This is a genomic window from Streptomyces avidinii (genome assembly GCF_014650695.1).
Lineage (GTDB): Bacteria > Actinomycetota > Actinomycetes > Streptomycetales > Streptomycetaceae > Streptomyces > Streptomyces avidinii.
Genome location: NZ_BMVL01000007.1, coordinates 328,404 through 347,237, shown reverse-complemented (window position 1 = coordinate 347,237; position 18,834 = coordinate 328,404). Strand labels below are relative to the sequence as shown.

The 18,834-nt window shown below is 71.1% G+C and carries 19 protein-coding genes; 13 read left to right on the top strand and 6 right to left on the bottom strand.

Annotation, left to right across the window (positions count from 1 at the left end; translation table 11 throughout):
• The first annotated feature begins 113 nt into the window (after nucleotides 1-113).
• The 13 genes from IE257_RS20780 (at nucleotide 114) to IE257_RS20720 (ending at nucleotide 11,939) form a co-directional block, all read left to right on the top strand.
• On the top strand, nucleotides 114-521 hold the full coding sequence (locus IE257_RS20780; protein WP_229920537.1) for an NADH-quinone oxidoreductase subunit A: 408 nt from the start codon (nucleotides 114-116) through the stop codon (nucleotides 519-521).
• On the top strand, nucleotides 512-1,105 hold the full coding sequence (locus IE257_RS20775; protein ID WP_229920536.1) for an NADH-quinone oxidoreductase subunit B: 594 nt from the start codon (nucleotides 512-514) through the stop codon (nucleotides 1,103-1,105). Before IE257_RS20780 ends, IE257_RS20775 begins: the two co-directional genes overlap by 10 nt.
• The gene (locus tag IE257_RS20770; RefSeq protein ID WP_189970714.1) at nucleotides 1,102-2,187 is read left to right on the top strand and encodes an NADH-quinone oxidoreductase subunit C; all 1,086 of its coding nucleotides are present in this window, start codon (nucleotides 1,102-1,104) and stop codon (nucleotides 2,185-2,187) included. The genes IE257_RS20775 and IE257_RS20770 overlap by 4 nt, the downstream gene beginning before the upstream one ends.
• Complete coding sequence (locus IE257_RS20765) at nucleotides 2,184-3,152, top strand: complex I subunit 1/NuoH family protein (RefSeq protein WP_189970711.1); 969 nt, start codon at nucleotides 2,184-2,186, stop codon at nucleotides 3,150-3,152. The genes IE257_RS20770 and IE257_RS20765 overlap by 4 nt, the downstream gene beginning before the upstream one ends.
• A complete protein-coding gene (locus tag IE257_RS20760; protein ID WP_189970709.1) occupies nucleotides 3,152-3,769 on the top strand; it encodes a NuoI/complex I 23 kDa subunit family protein in 618 nt (205 codons plus the stop codon). Before IE257_RS20765 ends, IE257_RS20760 begins: the two co-directional genes overlap by 1 nt.
• Nucleotides 3,766-4,353: an NADH-quinone oxidoreductase subunit J family protein gene (locus tag IE257_RS20755; RefSeq protein ID WP_372453099.1), complete on the top strand. Its 588-nt coding sequence runs from the start codon at nucleotides 3,766-3,768 to the stop codon at nucleotides 4,351-4,353. The genes IE257_RS20760 and IE257_RS20755 overlap by 4 nt, the downstream gene beginning before the upstream one ends.
• Complete coding sequence (gene nuoK / locus IE257_RS20750; protein WP_030726044.1) at nucleotides 4,353-4,700, top strand: NADH-quinone oxidoreductase subunit NuoK; 348 nt, start codon at nucleotides 4,353-4,355, stop codon at nucleotides 4,698-4,700. Before IE257_RS20755 ends, nuoK begins: the two co-directional genes overlap by 1 nt.
• A complete protein-coding gene (locus IE257_RS20745; protein ID WP_189970707.1) occupies nucleotides 4,697-6,718 on the top strand; it encodes an NADH-quinone oxidoreductase subunit 5 family protein in 2,022 nt (673 codons plus the stop codon). The genes nuoK and IE257_RS20745 overlap by 4 nt, the downstream gene beginning before the upstream one ends.
• A gap of 38 nt (nucleotides 6,719-6,756) precedes the next feature.
• The gene (locus tag IE257_RS20740; protein ID WP_189971023.1) at nucleotides 6,757-8,310 is read left to right on the top strand and encodes a complex I subunit 4 family protein; all 1,554 of its coding nucleotides are present in this window, start codon (nucleotides 6,757-6,759) and stop codon (nucleotides 8,308-8,310) included.
• Nucleotides 8,311-8,315: 5 nt separating this feature from the next.
• On the top strand, nucleotides 8,316-9,839 hold the full coding sequence (locus IE257_RS20735; RefSeq protein ID WP_189971025.1) for an NADH-quinone oxidoreductase subunit N: 1,524 nt from the start codon (nucleotides 8,316-8,318) through the stop codon (nucleotides 9,837-9,839).
• A gap of 201 nt (nucleotides 9,840-10,040) precedes the next feature.
• Entirely contained in the window at nucleotides 10,041-10,904 is an 864-nt protein-coding gene (gene htpX / locus IE257_RS20730; RefSeq protein ID WP_030009013.1) for a zinc metalloprotease HtpX, read from the top strand.
• Nucleotides 10,901-11,293, top strand: a complete 393-nt coding sequence (locus IE257_RS20725) for a YccF domain-containing protein (protein ID WP_052874807.1) — start codon at nucleotides 10,901-10,903, stop codon at nucleotides 11,291-11,293. Before htpX ends, IE257_RS20725 begins: the two co-directional genes overlap by 4 nt.
• A 121-nt stretch (nucleotides 11,294-11,414) precedes the next feature.
• The gene (locus IE257_RS20720) at nucleotides 11,415-11,939 is read left to right on the top strand and encodes an SMI1/KNR4 family protein (RefSeq protein ID WP_189970705.1); all 525 of its coding nucleotides are present in this window, start codon (nucleotides 11,415-11,417) and stop codon (nucleotides 11,937-11,939) included.
• Here the strand turns inward: IE257_RS20720 and IE257_RS20715 are convergent.
• The 6 genes from IE257_RS20715 to IE257_RS20690 all read right to left on the bottom strand — a co-directional run bounded on the left by IE257_RS20715 (nucleotide 11,923) and on the right by IE257_RS20690 (nucleotide 18,720).
• The gene (locus IE257_RS20715; RefSeq protein ID WP_189970703.1) at nucleotides 11,923-13,158 is read right to left on the bottom strand and encodes an APC family permease; all 1,236 of its coding nucleotides are present in this window, start codon (nucleotides 13,156-13,158) and stop codon (nucleotides 11,923-11,925) included. The genes IE257_RS20720 and IE257_RS20715 overlap by 17 nt on opposite strands.
• A gap of 18 nt (nucleotides 13,159-13,176) precedes the next feature.
• Entirely contained in the window at nucleotides 13,177-14,604 is a 1,428-nt protein-coding gene (locus IE257_RS20710) for a SulP family inorganic anion transporter (protein ID WP_189970701.1), read from the bottom strand.
• Between the two features lie 194 nt (nucleotides 14,605-14,798).
• Entirely contained in the window at nucleotides 14,799-15,287 is a 489-nt protein-coding gene (locus tag IE257_RS20705; RefSeq protein ID WP_030009008.1) for a YajQ family cyclic di-GMP-binding protein, read from the bottom strand.
• Between the two features lie 417 nt (nucleotides 15,288-15,704).
• Entirely contained in the window at nucleotides 15,705-17,066 is a 1,362-nt protein-coding gene (locus IE257_RS20700; RefSeq protein ID WP_229920535.1) for a tyrosine-type recombinase/integrase, read from the bottom strand.
• A complete protein-coding gene (locus IE257_RS20695; protein WP_189970699.1) occupies nucleotides 17,063-17,269 on the bottom strand; it encodes a helix-turn-helix transcriptional regulator in 207 nt (68 codons plus the stop codon). The genes IE257_RS20700 and IE257_RS20695 overlap by 4 nt, the downstream gene beginning before the upstream one ends.
• A gap of 290 nt (nucleotides 17,270-17,559) precedes the next feature.
• Nucleotides 17,560-18,720, bottom strand: a complete 1,161-nt coding sequence (locus tag IE257_RS20690; RefSeq protein WP_189970697.1) for a DUF3631 domain-containing protein — start codon at nucleotides 18,718-18,720, stop codon at nucleotides 17,560-17,562.
• Nucleotides 18,721-18,834 lie beyond the last annotated feature (114 nt).

The following is an 18,834-nucleotide window of genomic DNA, read 5'->3' as shown; positions in this document are numbered from 1 at the left end:
CATGGGGTGGCCGGGGTGCTGTGAACGGGGGATAACCCCACCCCGTGTGAGGCAGGCCCTAGACTCCCGTCCGTACCAGATCGTCGACAGTGACCGAGGAGCGAGGAACGGACGTGCCCGAACCAACGGTATCGACCGTAACCGTGCTCGCGGCGGACTACTTCCGGAGTTATTCGGTCGTCGGTCTGATGGCCGTCCTCGGTGTGCTCTTCGTGGCCGTCGCCTTCGGAGCGGGCCGCCTGCTGCGGCCCGTCGTCCCGACCCCCGAGAAGCTGCTGACCTACGAATGCGGAGTGGACCCGGTCGGCGAGGGCTGGGCGCACACCCAGGTCCGCTACTACGTCTACGCGTTCCTCTACGTCATCTTCGCCGTCGACTCGATCTTCCTGTTCCCGTGGGCGACGGTGTTCGCCGCCGCCGGTTACGGCGCCACGACGCTGGTGGAGATGTTCATCTTCCTGGGCTTCCTGGCCGTCGGCCTGCTCTATGCGTACAAGAAGGGCGTCCTCGAATGGACGTGACACCTCAGCCGGAGCTGCTCCCGGAGCCCAAGCGCCTGGGAGTCCTCTCCCGCCTGGCCCCGGAACCGATGAAGGTGGTCCTGAACTGGGGCCGCCGGTACAGCCTGTGGGTCTTCAACTTCGGCCTGGCCTGCTGCGCGATCGAGTTCATCGCCGCGTCCATGGCCCGGCACGACTTCATCCGGCTCGGCGTGATCCCCTTCGCGCCGGGGCCGCGCCAGGCCGACCTCATGATCGTCTCGGGCACCGTCACGGACAAGATGGCCCCGGCCGTGAAGCGGCTCTACGAGCAGATGCCGGAGCCGAAGTACGTCATCTCCTTCGGCGCCTGCTCCAACTGCGGCGGCCCCTACTGGGACTCGTACTCGGTGACCAAGGGCGTCGACCAGATCATCCCGGTCGACGTCTACGTGCCGGGCTGCCCGCCGCGACCCGAGGCGCTCCTCCAGGGCATCCTCAAGCTCCAGGAGAAGATCGCCCGTGAATCGCTGGCGGAGCGGTACGCGAACGGGCCGTCGGTGTCGCAGCTGACGAGCGGCCTGGTCACTGCGCCGCCCGCGCCCGCCCCGGGGGCCGGCACGTGAACCTCTACGACTCCCTCCCCGACGCGGCGCCGACGGTCTTCGGCGCCGAGGCCGTCGCCGAGTTCTCGTACGACGTCCTCACTGTGGACGTGCCCGTCGGCAGCTGGATCTCCGCCCTCGAAATCGCCCGGGACAAGCTCGGCTGCACCTACTTCGACTGGCTGAGCGCGGTGGACGAGCCCGGCACCGGCTTCCGGATCTGCGCGCACGTCGCGTCCCTGGAGAACCACCGGGTGCGCCGGCTGCTGCTGCGCACGACCGTCCCGCACAGCGCCGCCTCCCTGCCGTCCGCGGTCGCCGTCTACGCGGGCGCGGAATGGCACGAGCGGGAGACCTTCGAGATGTTCGGGGTGACCTTCACCGACCACCCGAACCTCGTCCCCCTCCTCCTCCCGGAGAACTTCGAGGGACACCCGCTGCGCAAGGACTTCGTCCTGGCCGCGCGCGTCGCCAAGGCCTGGCCGGGAGCCAAGGAGCCGGGCGAGGCGCACGACCCGGACGCACCCAAGCGCCGTCAGATGCTTCCGCCGGGCGTTCCGGACCCCAACGACTGGGGCCCGATGAAGGGTCAGCTCCCACCGGCCCCCGCCCGCCCGGCCCGTACCCCGCGCGCGGCCGGCGCCGCGGGCGCCGCCGCACGCACCCCGCGCGAGGGCGCACCCGTGCGCCGTACCCGCTCGGTCACCGAGGGATCGGCCACCCAGCCCCCGGCCGAGACCACCGCAGAAGCCGCGCCCCGCCCGCCGCGCCGTACCCGCTCGGTGGCGGAGGGCTCGGCAAGTCAGTCACCCCAGGCCGACGCGGCCACGGAGGCGACGGGGGAGGCCGCGCCCCGCCCGCCGCGCCGTACCCGCTCGGTGGCGGAGGGCTCGGCGAGCCAGTCACCCCCGGCCGAAGCGCCGAGGCCGGCGCCGCGCAGCTCGGACGCCCCCTGGCACGACCCGAAGCCCGCCTTCGAGGAGCCGCCGACCCCGCCGGAGGCCGAACCGGCGGAACCGGCGGGTTCGGACGCCGCCCCGCAGTCCGAACCCAAGACCGATCCCAAAACCGACTCCACCCCCGACAACGGAGGCGACGCGTGAACGACGTCCTCGACGTCGCCCTGCGGCTGATCGTCGTCTTCGCCGTCTTCCTCGTGCTCCCGCTCGTCGTCGGGCAGACCGAGCACAAGGTGATGGCCCACATGCAGGGCCGCCTCGGCCCCATGTACGCCGGCGGCTTCCACGGCTGGGCCCAGCTCGTCGCCGACGGCGTGAAGTTCGCGCAGAAGGAGGACATCGTCCCGGCGGGCGCCGACCGCCGGATCTTCCAGCTCGCTCCCGCCGTCGCCCTGCTGCCGTACCTCCTCGTCCTCCTGGCCATCCCGATCGGCCCGGGCGAGGGCGCCGTCGGCCAGGTCATCGACGCGGGCCTGTTCTTCGTACTGGCCGTCATGGGCGTCGGAGTCCTCGGCTCACTGATGGCCGGCTGGGCCTCCGCGAACAAGTTCTCCCTGCTCGGCGGCCTGCGCACCGCCGCCCAGCTGCTCGCCTACGAGCTCCCCATGCTGCTCGCCGCCGCCTCCGTGGCCATGGCCGCCGGCACGGTCTCCCTCCCCGGCATCGTCGAGGCCTTCGCGTGGTGGTGGCTGCCCTGGCAGATCGTCGGCGCCCTCGTCTTCTTCACCGCCGGCCTCGCCGAACTGCAGCGTCCCCCCTTCGACATGCCCGTCGCCGACTCCGAGATCATCTTCGGCGCGTACACCGAGTACACCGGCCTGCGCTTCGCGCTGTTCCTGCTCGCCGAGTACGCCGGCATCGTCGTCCTCTGCTTCCTCACCACCGTCCTCTTCCTCGGCGGCTGGCACGGTCCCTTCGGCGCCCACGACATCGGCTGGGTCTGGACCCTGCTCAAGACCGCGATCCTCGCCTTCGTCGTGATCTGGCTCCGGGTGAGCTACCCGCGCCTGCGCGAGGACCAGCTCCAGAAGCTCGCCTGGACCACACTCATCCCGCTCGCGCTCGCCCAGATCGCGCTCACCGGCATCGTGAAGGTGGCGATCCAGTAATGCCCATCCCCGGATCCGGCCTGGCCAAGGGCCTGGCCGTCACGCTGCGCACGATGACGAAGCGCTCGCACACGGCCCAGTACCCCGAGGTGCAGCCCGAACTCCCGCCCCGCTCCCGCGGAGTCATCGGCCTGTTCGAGGAGAACTGCACCGTCTGCATGCTCTGCGCCCGTGAGTGCCCCGACTGGTGCATCTACATCGACTCCCACAAGGAAACGGTCCCGGCGTCCACCCCCGGAGGCCGCGAGCGCAGCCGCAACGTCCTCGACCGCTTCGCCATCGACTTCTCCCTCTGCATGTACTGCGGTATCTGCATCGAGGTGTGCCCCTTCGACGCCCTCTTCTGGTCGCCGGAGTTCGAGTACGCGGAGACCGACATCCACGAGCTGACCCATGAGCGCGACAAGCTCCGCGAGTGGATGTGGACCGTCCCGGCGCCGCCCGCGCTGGACCCGGCCGCCGAGGAACCCAAGGAGATCGCCGCCGCCCGCAAGGCAGTGGAGAAGGCCGAAGCCGCAGCCGCGGCGGCGGCCGCCGCCGAAGCCGCCGCCCGGGCGGCCGAGACCGAACCGCCGACCGAACCGCCGACCGAACCGACCCCGGAGGGAGACGCGTGAGCCCCGCCGCCACCCTGGCCGCAGCCGCCACCACCGGGCCCGGCTTCCTCTCCCCGACCGGCGTCGAGATCGCCTTCGTCCTCGTCGGACTCGCCACCCTCGGCGCGGCCCTCGTCACGGTCACCACGAAGCAGCTGGTGCACGCCGCGCTGTGGCTGGTCGTCGCGCTCGGCGGCATCGCCGTCGAGTACCTGCTGCTGACCGCCGAGTTCATCGCCTGGGTCCAGGTCCTCATCTACCTCGGTTCCGTGGTCGTCCTCCTCCTCTTCGGACTGATGCTCACCAAGGCCCCCATCGGCCGCTCCCCGGACGCGGACTCCGGCAACCGCTGGATCGCGCTCGGCGTCGCCGTCGTCGCGGCCGCGTCGCTCGTCTGGGTGGTCGTCGACGCCTTCCGCACCACCTGGATCGACCTCGACGGACCGGTCCAGGGCTCCACGAAGGTCTCCGGCGAGATCCTCTTCCAGCACTGGGTGCTGCCCTTCGAGGCGCTCTCCGTCCTCCTCCTCGCGGCCCTGATCGGCGCCATCGTGCTGTCCCGCAGGAACGACCCCGCCGACGCCAGCGACAAGGGGCAGCGCTGATGCACCTCGCCTACCCCGCCGTACTCGCGGCGCTCCTCTTCTGCACGGGCCTGTACGGCGTACTGGCCCGCCGCAACGCCATCCTGGTCCTGATGTCCGTCGAGCTGATGCTCAACGCCGTCAACCTGAACCTGGTGGCCTTCGACGTCTGGCTGCGCGACGCCCTGCACGCCGGCCAGGCCCTCACCCTCTTCACCATCGCGATCGCCGCCGCCGAGATCGGCATCGGCCTCGCGATCGTGCTGATGGTGTACCGCAACCGGGGCACCTCCGACGTCGACCGGCTGCGCGACACCGCCGAGGGCCACGAGCCCGCCGCGAACAACCAGAGCGAGGTCACCGCGTGAGCACCACGACCCTCGCCGTCCTCGTCCCGCTGCTGCCCTTCCTGGGCGCGGTGGCGGGACTGCTGCTCGGCCGCACCGCCCCGGGATTCGTCCGGCCGCTCGCGATCCTGCCGACGCTCGCCGCCGCCGTACTGGCCGTCGTCGTCGCCGTCCGCCAGGGCGGCGGGCCGGCGATCAGCACCGCGACCGAGCTGACCCCGACCGGCTCGGTGCCGATCGACCTCTCGCTCTACATCGACGGCTTCGCCGCACTGGTCGCCGTCCTGGTCGGCGTGGTCGCCACCTGCGTACAGGTCTACTCGACGGCGTACCTCCGTGAGGACCCGCGCTACCCCTCGTATGCCGCTCTCGTCTCACTGTTCACCTCCGCCATGCTGCTCGTCGTCTACTCCGGCGACCTGATGGTGCTGCTGGTCGGCTGGGAGATCATGGGCATCTGCTCGTACTTCCTGGTCGGCCACTACTGGGAGACCGAAGCGGCCCGCTCCGCCTCCCTGAAGGCCTTCCTCGTCACCAAGCTCGGCGACGTCCCCTTCCTGATCGGCCTGTTCGCGCTCGCCGCCGACGCCGGCTCCTTCCAGATCACGAAGATCCTGGGCACCGTCGCCGCGGGCGGACTCGACCACCCGACCCTGATCGCGCTGCTCCTGCTCGCCGGAGTCGCGGGCAAGTCCGCGCAGTTCCCCCTGCACACCTGGCTCCCCGACGCCATGGCGGGCCCCACCCCGGTTTCGGCGCTGATCCACGCCGCGACGATGGTCGCCGCCGGTGTCTACTTCATCGCCCGTCTCCTGCCCGTCTTCGCGGCATCCAGCGCCGCGCTGGTGGTCATGGCCGTCATGGCGGCCGTCACGATGGTCGGATCCGGCCTGGCCGCCATCGCCCAGGACGACATCAAGCGGGTGCTCGCCTACTCCACGGTCGGCCAGCTCGGCTACATGGTCGGCGCCCTGGCCGTCGGCGACCGCGGCGCCGCCGTCTTCCACCTCCTGTCCCACGGCGCCTTCAAGGCGCTCCTCTTCCTCGGCGCCGGCGTGATCATCCACGCCGCCGGTACGAACTCCCTGGGCGCCATGTCCCGGATGGGCGGCCTGGCCAAGCGCATCCCCGACGCCTTCTGGACGATGACGATCGCGCTGCTCGCGCTCGCCGCCGTCCCGCCCTTCGCCGGCTTCTTCTCCAAGGAAGCCGTCCTCGTCGCCGCCGAGCACACCGCGACCGGCCACTCGGAATTCGCACCCAGCGCCGCTGGCTGGCTCGTACTCGTCGCCGGTCTGCTGACCGCCCTGCTCACCGCCGCCTACGCCACCCGGCTGTGGCTGATGGCCTTCCGCGGCCGGGGCGCGGCCGCCCCCGACCACGGCAAGGAACCCCTCGCCATGACCGGCGTGCTGTGGCTGCTGGCGATCCCGTCGGTCGGCTTCGGCCTCGCGGCGGGCCCCATCGCCGGCTGGTTCGACGGCGGGGAGCTCACCCCGACCCTGGTCACCTCGGTCCTCGGTACGGGCGCCGCTGCCATCGGCGCGATGCTGACCTACGCCCTGTGGCAGCGGGCCTCCGCGAAGGCCGCCCTCGTGAGCGCCGCCGGCACCCGGGTCGCAGCCGCAGCCGGAGAGCCCGCCGCCGTCGCCGCCGCCGAATCCGCCGCGGAAGCCCCCGAGGTGGCCGAGGTGACCCACGATCACCCCGCCGTCCCGGCCGGCCCCGCCGCCGACCCCGGCAAGGCGTTCCTCGGACCGCTGCACCGTCACGCGGCCGACGGCTTCCACCTCGACGCCGTCTACGACCGGCTCTTCGTCCGGCCCGTCCGGGCCGCCGCGAGTCTCGTCCGCTTCCTCGACCGCGAGGTCGTGGACACGTACGTCCGCGGCGCCGGCACCGGTACCCAACTGCTCGGCAGCCTCGTGCGCCGTGCCCAGACCGGCAACGTGCAGAGCTACCTGAGCGCCCTGCTCGCCGGCGCCGTGGTCCTGGCGATCGCCACCGCCGTCCTCGCCAACGTCAACGCCGGATCGTGAGCCGTGAGTCAGCCGTGATTGATATCAGCCCGTCCGTGATGCAGTTCCTTCTGGCGTTCATCGTGGTCGCACCGCTTCTCGGCTCCGCCGCGGCGCTCCTGCCTGCGCCGCCCGGCCTCAAGGGCAAGAGCCCCGAACAGGCCGTGCTCCGCCACGGCGTGACCGTGACCGGCGTGATCCTCGCCGCGGCCATCGCCCTCACCCTGGGCTTCGACCACGACGCCCCGTCCCGCTTCCAGGCGACGACGGACATCAGCTGGATCCAGGCGCTGAACGTCCGGATCCACCTCGGCATCGACGGCATCTCGCTCCCCCTCCTCCTGATGACCGCGCTGCTGTTCTTCCTCTGCGCGCTCTACAGCTACTTCAAGCTCCCCGCAGGCCCCTCCCCGAAGGCCTTCGTCGCGCTGCTCCTGGTCCTGGAGTCCGGCACCCTCGCCACCTTCGCCGTCCTCGACCTGCTGCTCTTCTTCCTCGCCTTCGAGATGGTCCTCATCCCGATGTACTTCCTCATCGCCCGCTGGGGCGGTGCTCAGCGGCAGGCCGCCGCCTGGAGGTTCATCCTCTACACGCTCCTCGGCTCCGTCGTCATGCTGCTCGGCCTGCTGCTGATCGGACTGAACAGCGGCACTTTCGACATGGTGACACTGGCCTCTGACAACGGTCGCGAACTGTCCCACACCACCCAGCTCCTGGCCGTCCTCTCCATCGGTCTCGGCCTCGCCGTGAAGACCCCGATGTGGCCGCTGCACAGCTGGCTGCCGGACGCCCACACCGCCGCGCCCACCGTCGGATCCGTCCTGCTGGCCGGCGTCCTGCTCAAGATGGGCACGTACGGGTTCGTCCGCATCCTGCTGCCCGCCACCCCCGACGGCATGGCCACCTTCGCCCCCTACCTCGGCGCCTTCGCCGCCGTCGGCATCGTCTACGGATCGCTCGCCTGCCTCGCGCTGGCCCGCAAGGGGAACAAGGGCGACCTCAAGCGCCTCATCGCCTACTCCTCCGTCGGCCACATGGGCTTCGTCCTCCTCGGCATCGCGAGCATGACCCCCACCGGCGTCAACGGCGCGCTCTTCGCCAACATCGCCCACGGCCTGATCACCGGCCTCCTCTTCTTCCTGGTCGGCGCCCTCAAGGACCGCTACGGCACCGCCGACCTCGACACCCTCGCCGGAGCCACCGGCGCCGCCCTGTACGGCCGCGCCCCCCGCTTCGGCGCGTTCCTCGCGTTCGCCGCCGTCGCCTCCCTGGGCCTGCCGGGCCTCGCCGGGTTCTGGGGCGAAATGCTGGCCCTCTTCGGTGCCTTCGACCCCGCCGAGGGCCTCTCCCGCCCCGCGTTCCTCACGTACATGGCCGTCGGCGCGTTCGGCACCCTGCTCACCGCCGCCTACCTCCTGATCGTCGTACGGCGCGTCTGCATGGGAGACCCGAAAGCCGGTCCTGAGCTCGCCGTCGCGGACATCCAGCACTACGAGTTCGCCGCCTGGACCCCGCTCGTCGCCCTCACCGTCCTCGCCGGCCTGTGGCCCGCGGTCCTCCTCGGCCTCACCGACCCGGCCGTCCAGAAGCTCCTCGCAGGAGGCAATTCATGACGGCCATGACGGCCCTGACGGCCCTTTCCGCAGAGGCCCCGAGCCTGGTCCAGTCCGTCGACTGGCTCGCCATCGCACCCGTGGTGATCACCGCCGCCGTCGGCCTGGTCGTCCTCGTCGCCGACCTGTTCCTCGCCGAGCGCCACAAGCCGGTCCTCGGCTGGATCTCGGTGGCCGGCCTGGCCGCCGCGACCGCCACCCTGCTTCCCCTGCGCGCCGGTGACCGCACCACCTTCTGCCTCACCGGCGACCCGGCGGCCTGCAGCTACGTCGCCGACCGCTTCACCCTCGCCATCCAGTTCCTGGTCCTGGCCGGAGCCCTGGTCACCGCCCTGGTGTCGGTCACCGCCGTCCGCGACACCCGCATGCCGGCCGGCGAGTACTGGTTCCTGCTGCTCTCCTCCGCCGCGGGCGCGGCCCTGCTGCCGGCCTCCCGCGACCTCGCCACCCTGATCGTCGCCCTCGAAGTCGCCTCGCTGCCCGCCTTCGCCCTCGTCGGCATGCGCCGCGGCAACCGGCTCTCCTCCGAGGCCGCCCTGAAGTTCTTCCTGTCCTCCGTCACCGCCACCGCCGTGTCGCTGATGGGCGTCAGCTTCGTCTACGCCACCACCGGCTCCCTGCACCTCACCCAGGTCGCCGACCGCCTCGAAGACGTCCCCGGGCAGTTCGACACCCTCGCCATGGCCGGGGTCGCACTCACCCTCGTCGGCTTCGCCTTCAAGACCGCGGCCGTCCCCTTCCACTTCTGGGTCCCCGACACCTACGTCGGCGCCCCGCTGCCCATCGCCGGCTACCTCTCGGTGATCGGCAAGGCCGTCGGCTTCACCGGCCTCATCCTCGTCACGGTGATCGCCTTCCCGGCGTACTCCGACATCTGGGGCCCGGCCCTCGCCGTGCTGGCCGCGCTCACCATGACGCTCGGCAACGCCGCCGCCGTCCGGCAGTCCGCGGACCGCCCGAACAGTGCCGTACGGCTGCTCGCCTGGTCCTCGGTCGGCCAGGCCGGCTACCTACTGGTCCCGATCGCCGCGGCCGCGTACTCCGACCGCGACCAGATCGGCTCCACCGTCGCCTACGCCCTCATGTACGCCGCCGTGAATCTCGGTGCCTTCTCCGTGGCCGCCCTGGTGGCCCGGACGAAGCCGCTCCACCGGATCAGCGACTACCGCGGTCTCTACGCCGAGCGCCCGCTGGCCGCCCTCTCGCTGGCCTTCTTCCTGCTCTGCCTGGCGGGCCTGCCGCCGGGCATCATCGGGCTCTTCGCCAAGGTCACCGTCTTCCGGTCCGCCGTCGACGCGGGCCTGGGCTGGCTGGCCGTGGTCATGGCGATCAACGTCGTCATCGCCCTGTACTACTACCTGCGCTGGACGGCCCTGCTCTTCCGCACCCCCGAGGGCGCGCAGACCCGTACGCGAGCCCCCTGGCCGGTCACGGCGGCCGTCGTCCTCACCGCGATCACGGCGGTCGTCCTCTCCGGTGCCCCGGAAATCATCCTGCGCGTCACGACGGGCAGCCTCTTCGCGCAATAGCCGGCCCGGTCAGCCCGTTCGGAGCAACGCCCGCCGCGGCCCCGCCGGCCCCCGGCAGGGGGCGGCGGGAGGCGGCCGCCCCGTCGCGCCCTGGGAACCCGACGCCCTCACCTCGCGTTGACCAGGAAGGGAGGGTCCACTGGACCGTAGACCCTCAAATCCATGACGGGCTCCCCTGCCGCACCACCTGGAGGGCGTACCGTGCACCGCCGGCACAACGGGCTCAAGACCGCCGTACTCCTCGGCGGGCTGTCCGCACTCATCATCCTCATCGGCAGCTTCTTCGGACGGGGCGGCCTGATCATCGCCGTCCTCGTCGCCCTCGGGACGAACGCCTACGCGTACTGGAACAGCGACAAGCTGGCTCTACGCGCGATGCGCGCCCGCCCCGTGAGCGAGTTCGAGGCCCCGCAGCTCTACCGCATGGTGCGCGAGCTCTCCACGTCCGCGCGCCAGCCCATGCCACGCCTGTACATCTCGCCCACCGAGGCCCCCAACGCCTTCGCCACCGGCCGCAACCCGCGCAACGCCGCGGTCTGCTGCACCGAGGGCATCCTGCGCATCCTCGACGAGCGCGAGCTGCGCGGGGTCATCGGCCACGAGCTCAGCCACGTCTACAACCGCGACATCCTGATCTCCTCGGTCGCCGGCGCGCTCGCCTCCGTGATCATGTTCCTGGTGAACTTCGCCTGGCTGATCCCGATCGGTCGGTCGAACGACGACGAGGGCCCCGGCCTCCTGGGCATGCTGCTGATCATGATCCTGGGCCCGCTGGCCGCCTCCGTGATCCAGCTGGCCATCAGCCGCTCCCGCGAGTACGAGGCCGACTCCTCCGGAGCCCAGCTCACCGGGGACCCGCTCGCCCTGGCCAGCGCCCTGCGCAAGCTCGACGCGGGCACCAAGCAGCTCCCGCTGCCCCCGGAGCCCCGGCTGGAGGCGGCGAGCCACATGATGATCGCCAACCCGTTCCGCCCGGGCGCGGGGCTTTCTAAGATGTTTTCCACACACCCTCCGATGGCCGAGCGCATCGCCCGGCTCGAACAGATGGCAGGCCGCCGCCAGTGAAGACAATCCTCAACATCATTTGGCTCATCCTCAGCGGCATCTGGCTGTTCCTGGGCTACCTCCTCGCAGGTGTGATCCTCTGCATCACGATCATCGGCATCCCGTTCGGCATCGCCGCCTTCCGCATCGCCGTCTACGCCCTCTGGCCCTTCGGCTACACGACCGTGGAGCGCCACGACGCGGGCGCCGGTTCCGCCATCGGCAACGTCCTGTGGCTGGTCCTGGCGGGCTGGTGGCTGGCCCTGGGGCACATCTTCACGGGCATCGCGCTCTGCATCACGCTCATCGGCATCCCCTTCGGCATCGCCAACTTCAAGATGGTCCCGCTCGCCCTGCTCCCGCTGGGCCGCGAGATCGTCCCGACGGACGCGCCGTTCGCCTCGCGCTGACACAGCAGCCGGCGTCGTGGACGCCGACGCTCACCCCGCCCGCAGGCCGTCCGGATCGGCCTGCGGGCGGAGTTGTCCACAGGCCCGGGCGGCTGTCGGTGGGGTGCGTCACCATGAACGCATGAACGAGACCGAGCAGTTGCTGGAGCAAGTCGCCGAGCGTGCACGCCACTCCGCGCAGGGATCCGGAACGCCCCTGCCCGCAGCCCTGGGCGCGGAGGAGATCGCCCGGGCCGAGGGCATACTCGGCTTCGCCCTGCCGCCCCTGCTCGCCGCGCTCTACACCCGTGTCGGCGACGGCGGATTCGGCCCGGAGTGCGGACTGCTGTCCCTGCACCACGCCGTCCGTGCCTACGGGGCGGGCCGCTCCTCGGCCTGGCGCTGGCCCGAGGGCGTGCTGCCGATGGCCGACTTCGGCTGCTCCATGTCCGTCTGCGTCGACTGCCGTTCCGACACCGCCCAGGTACTGCTCTTCGACCCGAATCTCGGGGAGCCCGAGCTCGCCTGGTCCCTCGACACCCCCAGCCTGACGGCGTGGCTGCGCGGCTGGCTCGACGGCACCGCCTGGTACTGCGACGAGTCGCCGGCGGGGGAGGAGTACGACCTGGAGCTGACGCCCTGGGACGGATTCAGATCCCGGATCTGAGCCGCCCCCGCAGCCCGTAGGCGAAGGCGCCCACGGCCAGCACCGCCGCCCCCCGGGCCGCCGACGCGAGGGGCAGCGCGCACGCCAGCACCACACAGCCGGACAGCCCGATCGCTGCCACGGCCCGACCCTTGACAGCTGAATCGAGAGTCCACGCGGAGGCGTTCGCGATCGCGTAGTAGACGAGCACTCCGAAGGAGGAGAAGCCGATCGCGCCGCGCAGATCGGCGGTGGCCGCCAGCACCGCCACGACCGCACCCACCGCCAACTCCGCATGGTGCGGCACCCGGTGCCGGGGATGTACGACGGCCAGCGCGCGCGGCAGATGGCCGTCACGTGCCATCGCCAGGGCGGTCCGTGAAACCCCGAGCACGAGCGCCAGCAGCGAGCCCAGCGCGGCCAGGGCCGCGCCCACCCGCACCACCGGGGCCAGTTCGGGCCGGCCGGCCGCCCGCACCGCGTCGGCGAGCGGGGCGGCCGACCGCGCCAGCCCCTCGACGCCGAGCACCGACAGCGCCGCCACCGCCACCGCGGCGTACACCAGCAGTGCGATCCCCAGCGCGAGCGGCACCGCCCGCGGGATCGTCCGTTCCGGCTCGCGCACCTCCTCGCCCAGGGTGGTGATCCGGGCGTAACCCGCGAAGGCGAAGAACAGCAGTCCGGCGCCCTGCAGCAAACCGAGGACGCCCCAGTCCGAACCGCCCGACCACCCCGCCCCGGCGTTCCCGGAGGACAGGCACACCACGACCACCCCGGCCAGCACCGCCAGCACCGTCGCCACGATCAGCCGGGCGACGCGGGCCGACCGCTGCACACCGCCGTAGCTCGCGGCGGTCAGCGCCACCACCGCTGCGACGGCCACGGCATGCTGCTGCCCGGGCCAGACGTACGCGCCCACCGTGAGGGCCATCGCCGCACAGGAGGCGGTCTTGCCGATCACGAAGGCCCAGCCGGCCAGATACCCCCAGAAAGGGCCGAGCCGCTCGCGTCCGTAGACGTACGTGCCGCCGGAGGCCGGGTACCGGGCGGCCAGCCGCGCCGAGGAGTGCGCATTGCAGTACGCCACCAGAGCCGCCACGGCCAACGCGGCCAGCAGGGCGCCGCCCGCCGCCCGCGCCGCCGGCGCCAGAGCGGCGAAGATACCGGCGCCGACCATCGCGCCGAGCCCGACGACGACGGCGTCGGACAACCCCAGGGTGCGCCTCAACTCGTCTTCCACGGACGGAGGGTAACCCCGCTAGATGACGCCCTCCCGGCCGGGAAGCGGCGTCCGTGCGCGCTCCCACCCCTCCAGCGCGGTCAGGCAGGCGTGGTCCATGTGGCGCAGCCCGCTCAGGTCCAGCCGCACCGGCTGCCCGTGCGGCAGCGCGTCCAAGGCGTCGAGCAGCTTCGGCAGCCGCAGGAAACTGGCGTTCCCCACGACCCGCACGCACAGCTCCTCGTCCTCCCACACCTCCTCGATGTGCACGTGGGAGGTCTCCCAGGCCGCCTTGGCGACGGCGAGCCCCAGCCCGATCAGCACCCCCTCGAAGAGGTTGGTGACCAGGATCGCCGAGGCCGTGACCAGCAGCACCACCGCCTCGCCCCGGTGCGTCCGCCACAGCACGGCCACAGCCCGGGCCGGCAGCAGCTTCCACCCCGCGTGCAGCAGCACCCCGGCCAGCGCGGCCAGCGGCACGCTCTCCAGAGCACGGGGGAAGGCCACGGCGAAGAGCAGCAGCCAGCCGCCGTGCATCACCCTGGCCGCGCGGGTGCGCGCACCGGCCTCCACGTTGGCGGCGCTGCGCACGATGACCGCGGTCATCGGCAGAGCCCCGAGCAGCCCGCACAGACTGTTCCCCACACCCTGGGCGATGAGTTCCTTGTCGTACTCCGTCCTCGGCCCGTCGTGCATGCGGTCAACGGCGGCCGCGCTGAACAGCGTCTCGGCGGACGCGATCAGCGCCAGCGCGACCACGGTCCCGGCCGCGCCGACCGAGGCCAGCACCCCGAAGTCCCCCCAGCCCGGCGGGGACACGGCTGCCAGTACGCCCGTCACCCGCACCTTCTCGACGGGCAGCCGCAGCAGGACGGCCACGGCGGTGGCGGCAGCCACCCCGACGAGCGCCCCGGGCACCACCCGCATCCTGGCGGGCATCCGGCGCCAGGCGACCATGGCGGCGATGGTGCCCACCCCCAGCAGGACGGCGGCCAAGTCGGCCTGCGCCCCCAGCTCGTGCACCCCGCGCAGCTTCGCCAGGGTCTGCCCCGGAGCCTCCACGCCGCCCAGCGCGTACAGCTGCCCGGAGATCAGTACCAGCCCGATCCCGGCCAGCATCCCGTGCACGACGGCCACCGAGATGGCCCGGAACCACCGCCCGAGCCGCAGCGCCCCCATGCCCAGCTGCATCACCCCGGCGGCCAGCACCAGCACCCCGAGCGCCGGGAGGCCGTAGGCCTGCACCGCCTCGTAGACGAGCACGGTCAGCCCGGCTGCGGGGCCGCTCACCTGCAGGGAGCTCCCACGGAACCACCCGGTGACCAGACCGCCGACCACCCCGGTGACGATCCCGAGTTCGGCCGGCACCCCGGAGGCGACCGCCACTCCCACGCACAGGGGTAGTGCGACCAGCGCGACGACGACGGACGCTCCGAAGTCATCGCGAAACGTGCCGGCCCCAGGCATGCGAGAACCCCCTGCCACGCGGTGATGTGATGCCACCAGCGTGGTGGGCGCACTCATCGCCGCCCAAGTGCCCACAGGAGTCCGTAGTGGCGCGTGCGCCGCACACGCCCCGCACACACCCCCCGCGCAACCGCCGCGGCCCGGCGGTCCGTGAGGACCGCCGGGCCGGCGTGAGGCAGATCGCGGAGCTGGGGTCAGCGGTAGTTCACGAACTGGATCGCGAAGTCCAGGTCCTTGCCCTTGAGCAGCGCCTGGACCTCCTGGAGGTCGTCACGGCTCTTCGAGCTGACACGCAGCTCCTCGCCCTGAACCTGGGCCTTGACGCCCTTGGGCCCCTCGTCCCGGATGATCTTCGCGACCTTCTTGGCGTTCTCCTGTGAGATGCCTTCCTCGATCGTGGCGAAGATCTTGTACTCCTTGCCGGACAGCTGCGGCTCCCCGGCGTCCAGCGCCTTCAGCGAGATCCCGCGCTTGACCAGCTTGGTCTCGAAGACGTCGAGGACGGCCTTCACGCGCTCCTCGGAGTTCGCCTCCATCAGGATCTTCTCGCCGGACCAGGCGATCGTGGCGCCGGTGCCCTTGAAGTCGTAGCGCTGCGAGAGCTCCTTGGCGGCCTGGTTGAGGGCGTTGTCGACCTCCTGCCGCTCGACCTTCGAGACGATGTCGAAACTGGAGTCGGCCATGTGCTGTGGCTCCTTGAAGTCGGTTGTGATCACCCCGGAGGGCGCGGCCGGACATCCCCGGCCCGCTCGGCAAAGCCTAGCCACCGCGCCCACCCGCAGCGCTGATCAATCCGGTGGTGAAGCACCCCCGGTCATCAGGTATCGTTTACGTCGTTGCCGGGGAGCGCCGCCGAAAGGCGGAAAAAACGGCAGCAACTCTTGGCGGTGTGGCTCAGCCTACCCAGGTTCGAACCCTGGCGCCGCCACGCGAGTGGAACCCCCGTTCATCTGCGGAAACGCAGCGAACGGGGGTTCTTTCGTTTTCGAACACGGACAGTGGACTGTCTCGCTCTGTCTCGTTGACGCACGCTCTCTACCAGCGTCTGTGGACGGGGCGTGGACGGGAATCCGGGATCCGACCTGCGGTTTGGCCGTTCGCTACCGCCGGTCCAGACGCGCGGAGATCTTGGCGTTCGCTGCCTCCTCCCCGTCCTTTAGGAACTTCGCGTACACCCGGAAGAGCACCGCCAGGCTGTGGCCGGCCCGCTCGGCGACGATCTGCGGCTCCACCCCAGCGCTCAGCCAGGTTGACACCGCTGTGTGGCGAAGGTCATAGGGTCGTTTTGCCAGCTTGGACGCCTGATCCTGTGGGTTGAGAACTTTGGCCCTGGCCTCCGCCCACACCTCTCCGTACCCGCTCTCCTGCACCATGCCGCCGCGAGCCGTCCGGAAGAGTCGCCCGTCCGCCGCGACGCCGTGGACCGTGATGTGCCATCGCAGCAGTGACACCAGCTGCGGCGGGATCGGGACTTGCCGTACGGCGCTGCGCGGCCGGTGCTTGAGCCCCTTCCGATCGTGGGCCTCGCCGGAGTCCGTCCAGGAACGGCCGGCACGCGGTCGGCTTTCCCGTAGCCACACCGTCCCCCAGCCTCGCCGGGGCAGGTGGAAGTCCGTGGCCCGCAGCCCGACCGTCTCCCCGGGGCGCGCGGCGGCATAGAGGATGCAGGCGAAGAAGGCTTCCAGATGCCGTCCGCGCGCCCCCTGCGATCGAACCCCGGCCAGTAGCTGCTCGGCGAGCTCTGGACCGGGCACGCACGCGCGGTCCAGTTCTTCGTCAACCTTCTCGGGAGCCGACCACTGGAGGGAATGGAGAGGGTTCTCCGCGAGCAGCTCCGCGTCCACCGCGTAGCCGAGGGCCTGGTGGAAGATGGCTCGCTTCCGGGTGATGACGGACCCTGCGGACGTCTTCCCGTCCAGCCGCTTGGTGCAGGCGTTCAAGGCCTTCCGCGCGAGCATCCGCTCAGAGAGGGCCGACACCGGAACGGACTTCCGCTCGAACCACGCCAACACTGCCTGCACTTCGTCCGGCTGCTCCTTGTCCCACTGGTGCACGTTGAAGGCCCAGCTGTAGAGCACGCGCCGGGCGACGCTCGGCTCGGCCATGCCCTTCGTGTCCTTCACCAGGGCCATGGTGACCGTGGCCATGGCTTCGGCCAGGGTCTTTCGCGTGCTGGCGGGGGAGTGGTCCCACTTCATCTCGATGTAGTTCCGGGCGTGCTGGTACCAGGGGATGTCCTTCTCTCGCTGGATCAACGACCGGGGGAGCCCGCTGTCGACGTCGAAGGGCTCCCCGGCCCGTGCGGCGGTGATGAGCTGCGCGCGCCGGCTCTCTGCAAGCCCGAGCGTCAGGAACGACTCGGAGTGAGGTCGGATCCCGACCTGCCAACGGAGTTGGTAGGGCTTCCGATAGGGCCGCTTGCGGATGGCCCACATCTTGACCGTGTAGCTCCAGTCGGTCACGCAGCCTCCAGGCCGTTGTTGAACTCGTCCAGAACACTTCGGCGCACCCGAAGGTGACCGTTCGGAAGGCGGCGCGCCGCCGGGCCGTAGCCACGGTTTCGCCAGCGGTACCAGGTGGCGCGGGTGATGCCGAGTTCCTCAAGTACCTCGGTGAGAGGCAGCCATTCGTCCACCGGCGTTCGCGGCCGTCGGGACGTTGCCATCGTCATCTCCTCGTGAAGTCAGTCGATGAGGCTCAATGAGCGCTGAGGAGTGGAAGGCACGTCGGCCTCCCCTCTCAGATGTCCGCTACCGCCGCTACTCCGCTACCGCGCAGGTCAGGGGCGGTGTTTTGGTAGCGGAAGGGGTAGCGGTAGCGGATGAGTGCGTGGCCCCGGCCTGTTGCCGGGGCCACGCCGGTAGCGGTGTTTCGCCGCTACCGCAGGTGTTGCCGCTACCTCTCACAGGTGCTCTGACCTGCGAGGTAGCGGAGGTAGCGGCGGTAGCGCTCTTTTCAGGGGGTGGGGGGCGGGCAGTACCGAATCCAGGCATCGGCGAGGTCGGCGGCGTAGTAGCCCTTGAGGACTGCGCCCGCGCTCTTGATGTTCCTCGCGACGATGGGCTTGTTGTCCACGGTCATGTACTCGCGGAGCATCTGCCCCAGGCCTCGGGCGTCGAGCGGCCGGCCGTTCGCCATATCCCCCCAAGGCGCTTCGTCGAGAGAGCGGAGCTGTTCGAGTACAGCGGCGGTGGGCAGGCGAGGGATGTCGCCGAAAACGTGGTCGCGCAGGTCGGTGAGAAGACGGATCCCGATGCTGGCCTTGTCGTCGCTCTGGGAGGCATTGACCAGTTCCAGGCAGGCGACGCGGCCCCGCTCCGGCCAGTCCCCGCCGGCCGCGTCCGCGACGGCGAGGAGCGGTTCCCATACGTCGGCCGGCCGGTCGGTGACCCCGTCGGGCATGACGGGGAAGGCGCCCATGACGCGGTCGCGGACGGTGTCGGCCCAGCCTGCGAGCCTGTCGCGCAGAGCATGGCCTTCGGAGGTGTGGAGGCGGGCACGGAACGGTTCGACGCGCTCGTTGCGGGCCCGGCGGCGCATGCGGACGACCACGGAGCGGGTCAGGATCGTGTCCGGCAGGTTCCCTAGTCCGGCGACGGCGAGGGCGCAGTACGACGGGAAGGCGACGACGGACTGGTTGCCCTGTCCGTCGCTGACACAGCGGTAGGTGACGCCGGAGCGGCGGTGGCCTGCGTTGATGAACCCGCGCAGTTCCTCGTTCTCACCGGCCTTGGGGCCGAAGACGGTATCGATCTCGTCGAAGAGGATCGTCGGACGTCCCTCGCCTCCAGAGACGGCGCGGAAGAGCGCGGCCGGGGAGGCATTGACGGCGACCATCGGCGCGGGCACGAGGGTCTCCACGATCTCCAGCGCCCGAGACTTCCCAGACCCGGGTTCCGGGGAGAGGAACGCGATCCGGGGCGTGGCGTCGAACGTGTCGAGGAGGTGTGCGTGCGCGTCCCACAGCACGACGGCGACGTAGGCGGCCTCGCTCGGAAACACGTTGAAGCGGCGGTGGAAGGCCTCCACCGCGTCGAGGACGGCCGCTCCCTCCGGCCCCTGCTCCTGGGCCTCGGTGGTGTCAGCGGGGGCGGGAAGGACGGTGGTGAGAGTCATGCGGCTGCACTCCTGTCGTCGGCCCGCAGAGGGCAGATGGTGCGGTGGACGTTGTGGTCGTCGACTAGGGCGAGAGCGCGTCGCTGGCCCGCAGCGAACAGGTCCCGCCCGCAC

What these genes read in the sequence shown, in the direction of transcription:
- IE257_RS20690 (WP_189970697.1), bottom strand. Translation starts at nt 18,720, where the DNA reads ATGACTCTCACCACCGTCCTTCCCGCCCCCGCTGACACCACCGAGGCC.
- IE257_RS20775 (WP_229920536.1), top strand. Translation starts at nt 512, where the DNA reads ATGGACGTGACACCTCAGCCGGAGCTGCTCCCGGAGCCCAAGCGCCTG.
- IE257_RS20695 (WP_189970699.1), bottom strand. Translation starts at nt 17,269, where the DNA reads ATGGCAACGTCCCGACGGCCGCGAACGCCGGTGGACGAATGGCTGCCT.
- nuoK (WP_030726044.1), top strand. Translation starts at nt 4,353, where the DNA reads ATGCACCTCGCCTACCCCGCCGTACTCGCGGCGCTCCTCTTCTGCACG.
- IE257_RS20760 (WP_189970709.1), top strand. Translation starts at nt 3,152, where the DNA reads ATGCCCATCCCCGGATCCGGCCTGGCCAAGGGCCTGGCCGTCACGCTG.
- IE257_RS20705 (WP_030009008.1), bottom strand. Translation starts at nt 15,287, where the DNA reads ATGGCCGACTCCAGTTTCGACATCGTCTCGAAGGTCGAGCGGCAGGAG.
- IE257_RS20720 (WP_189970705.1), top strand. Translation starts at nt 11,415, where the DNA reads ATGAACGAGACCGAGCAGTTGCTGGAGCAAGTCGCCGAGCGTGCACGC.
- IE257_RS20740 (WP_189971023.1), top strand. Translation starts at nt 6,757, where the DNA reads ATGCAGTTCCTTCTGGCGTTCATCGTGGTCGCACCGCTTCTCGGCTCC.
- IE257_RS20710 (WP_189970701.1), bottom strand. Translation starts at nt 14,604, where the DNA reads ATGCCTGGGGCCGGCACGTTTCGCGATGACTTCGGAGCGTCCGTCGTC.
- IE257_RS20735 (WP_189971025.1), top strand. Translation starts at nt 8,316, where the DNA reads ATGACGGCCCTGACGGCCCTTTCCGCAGAGGCCCCGAGCCTGGTCCAG.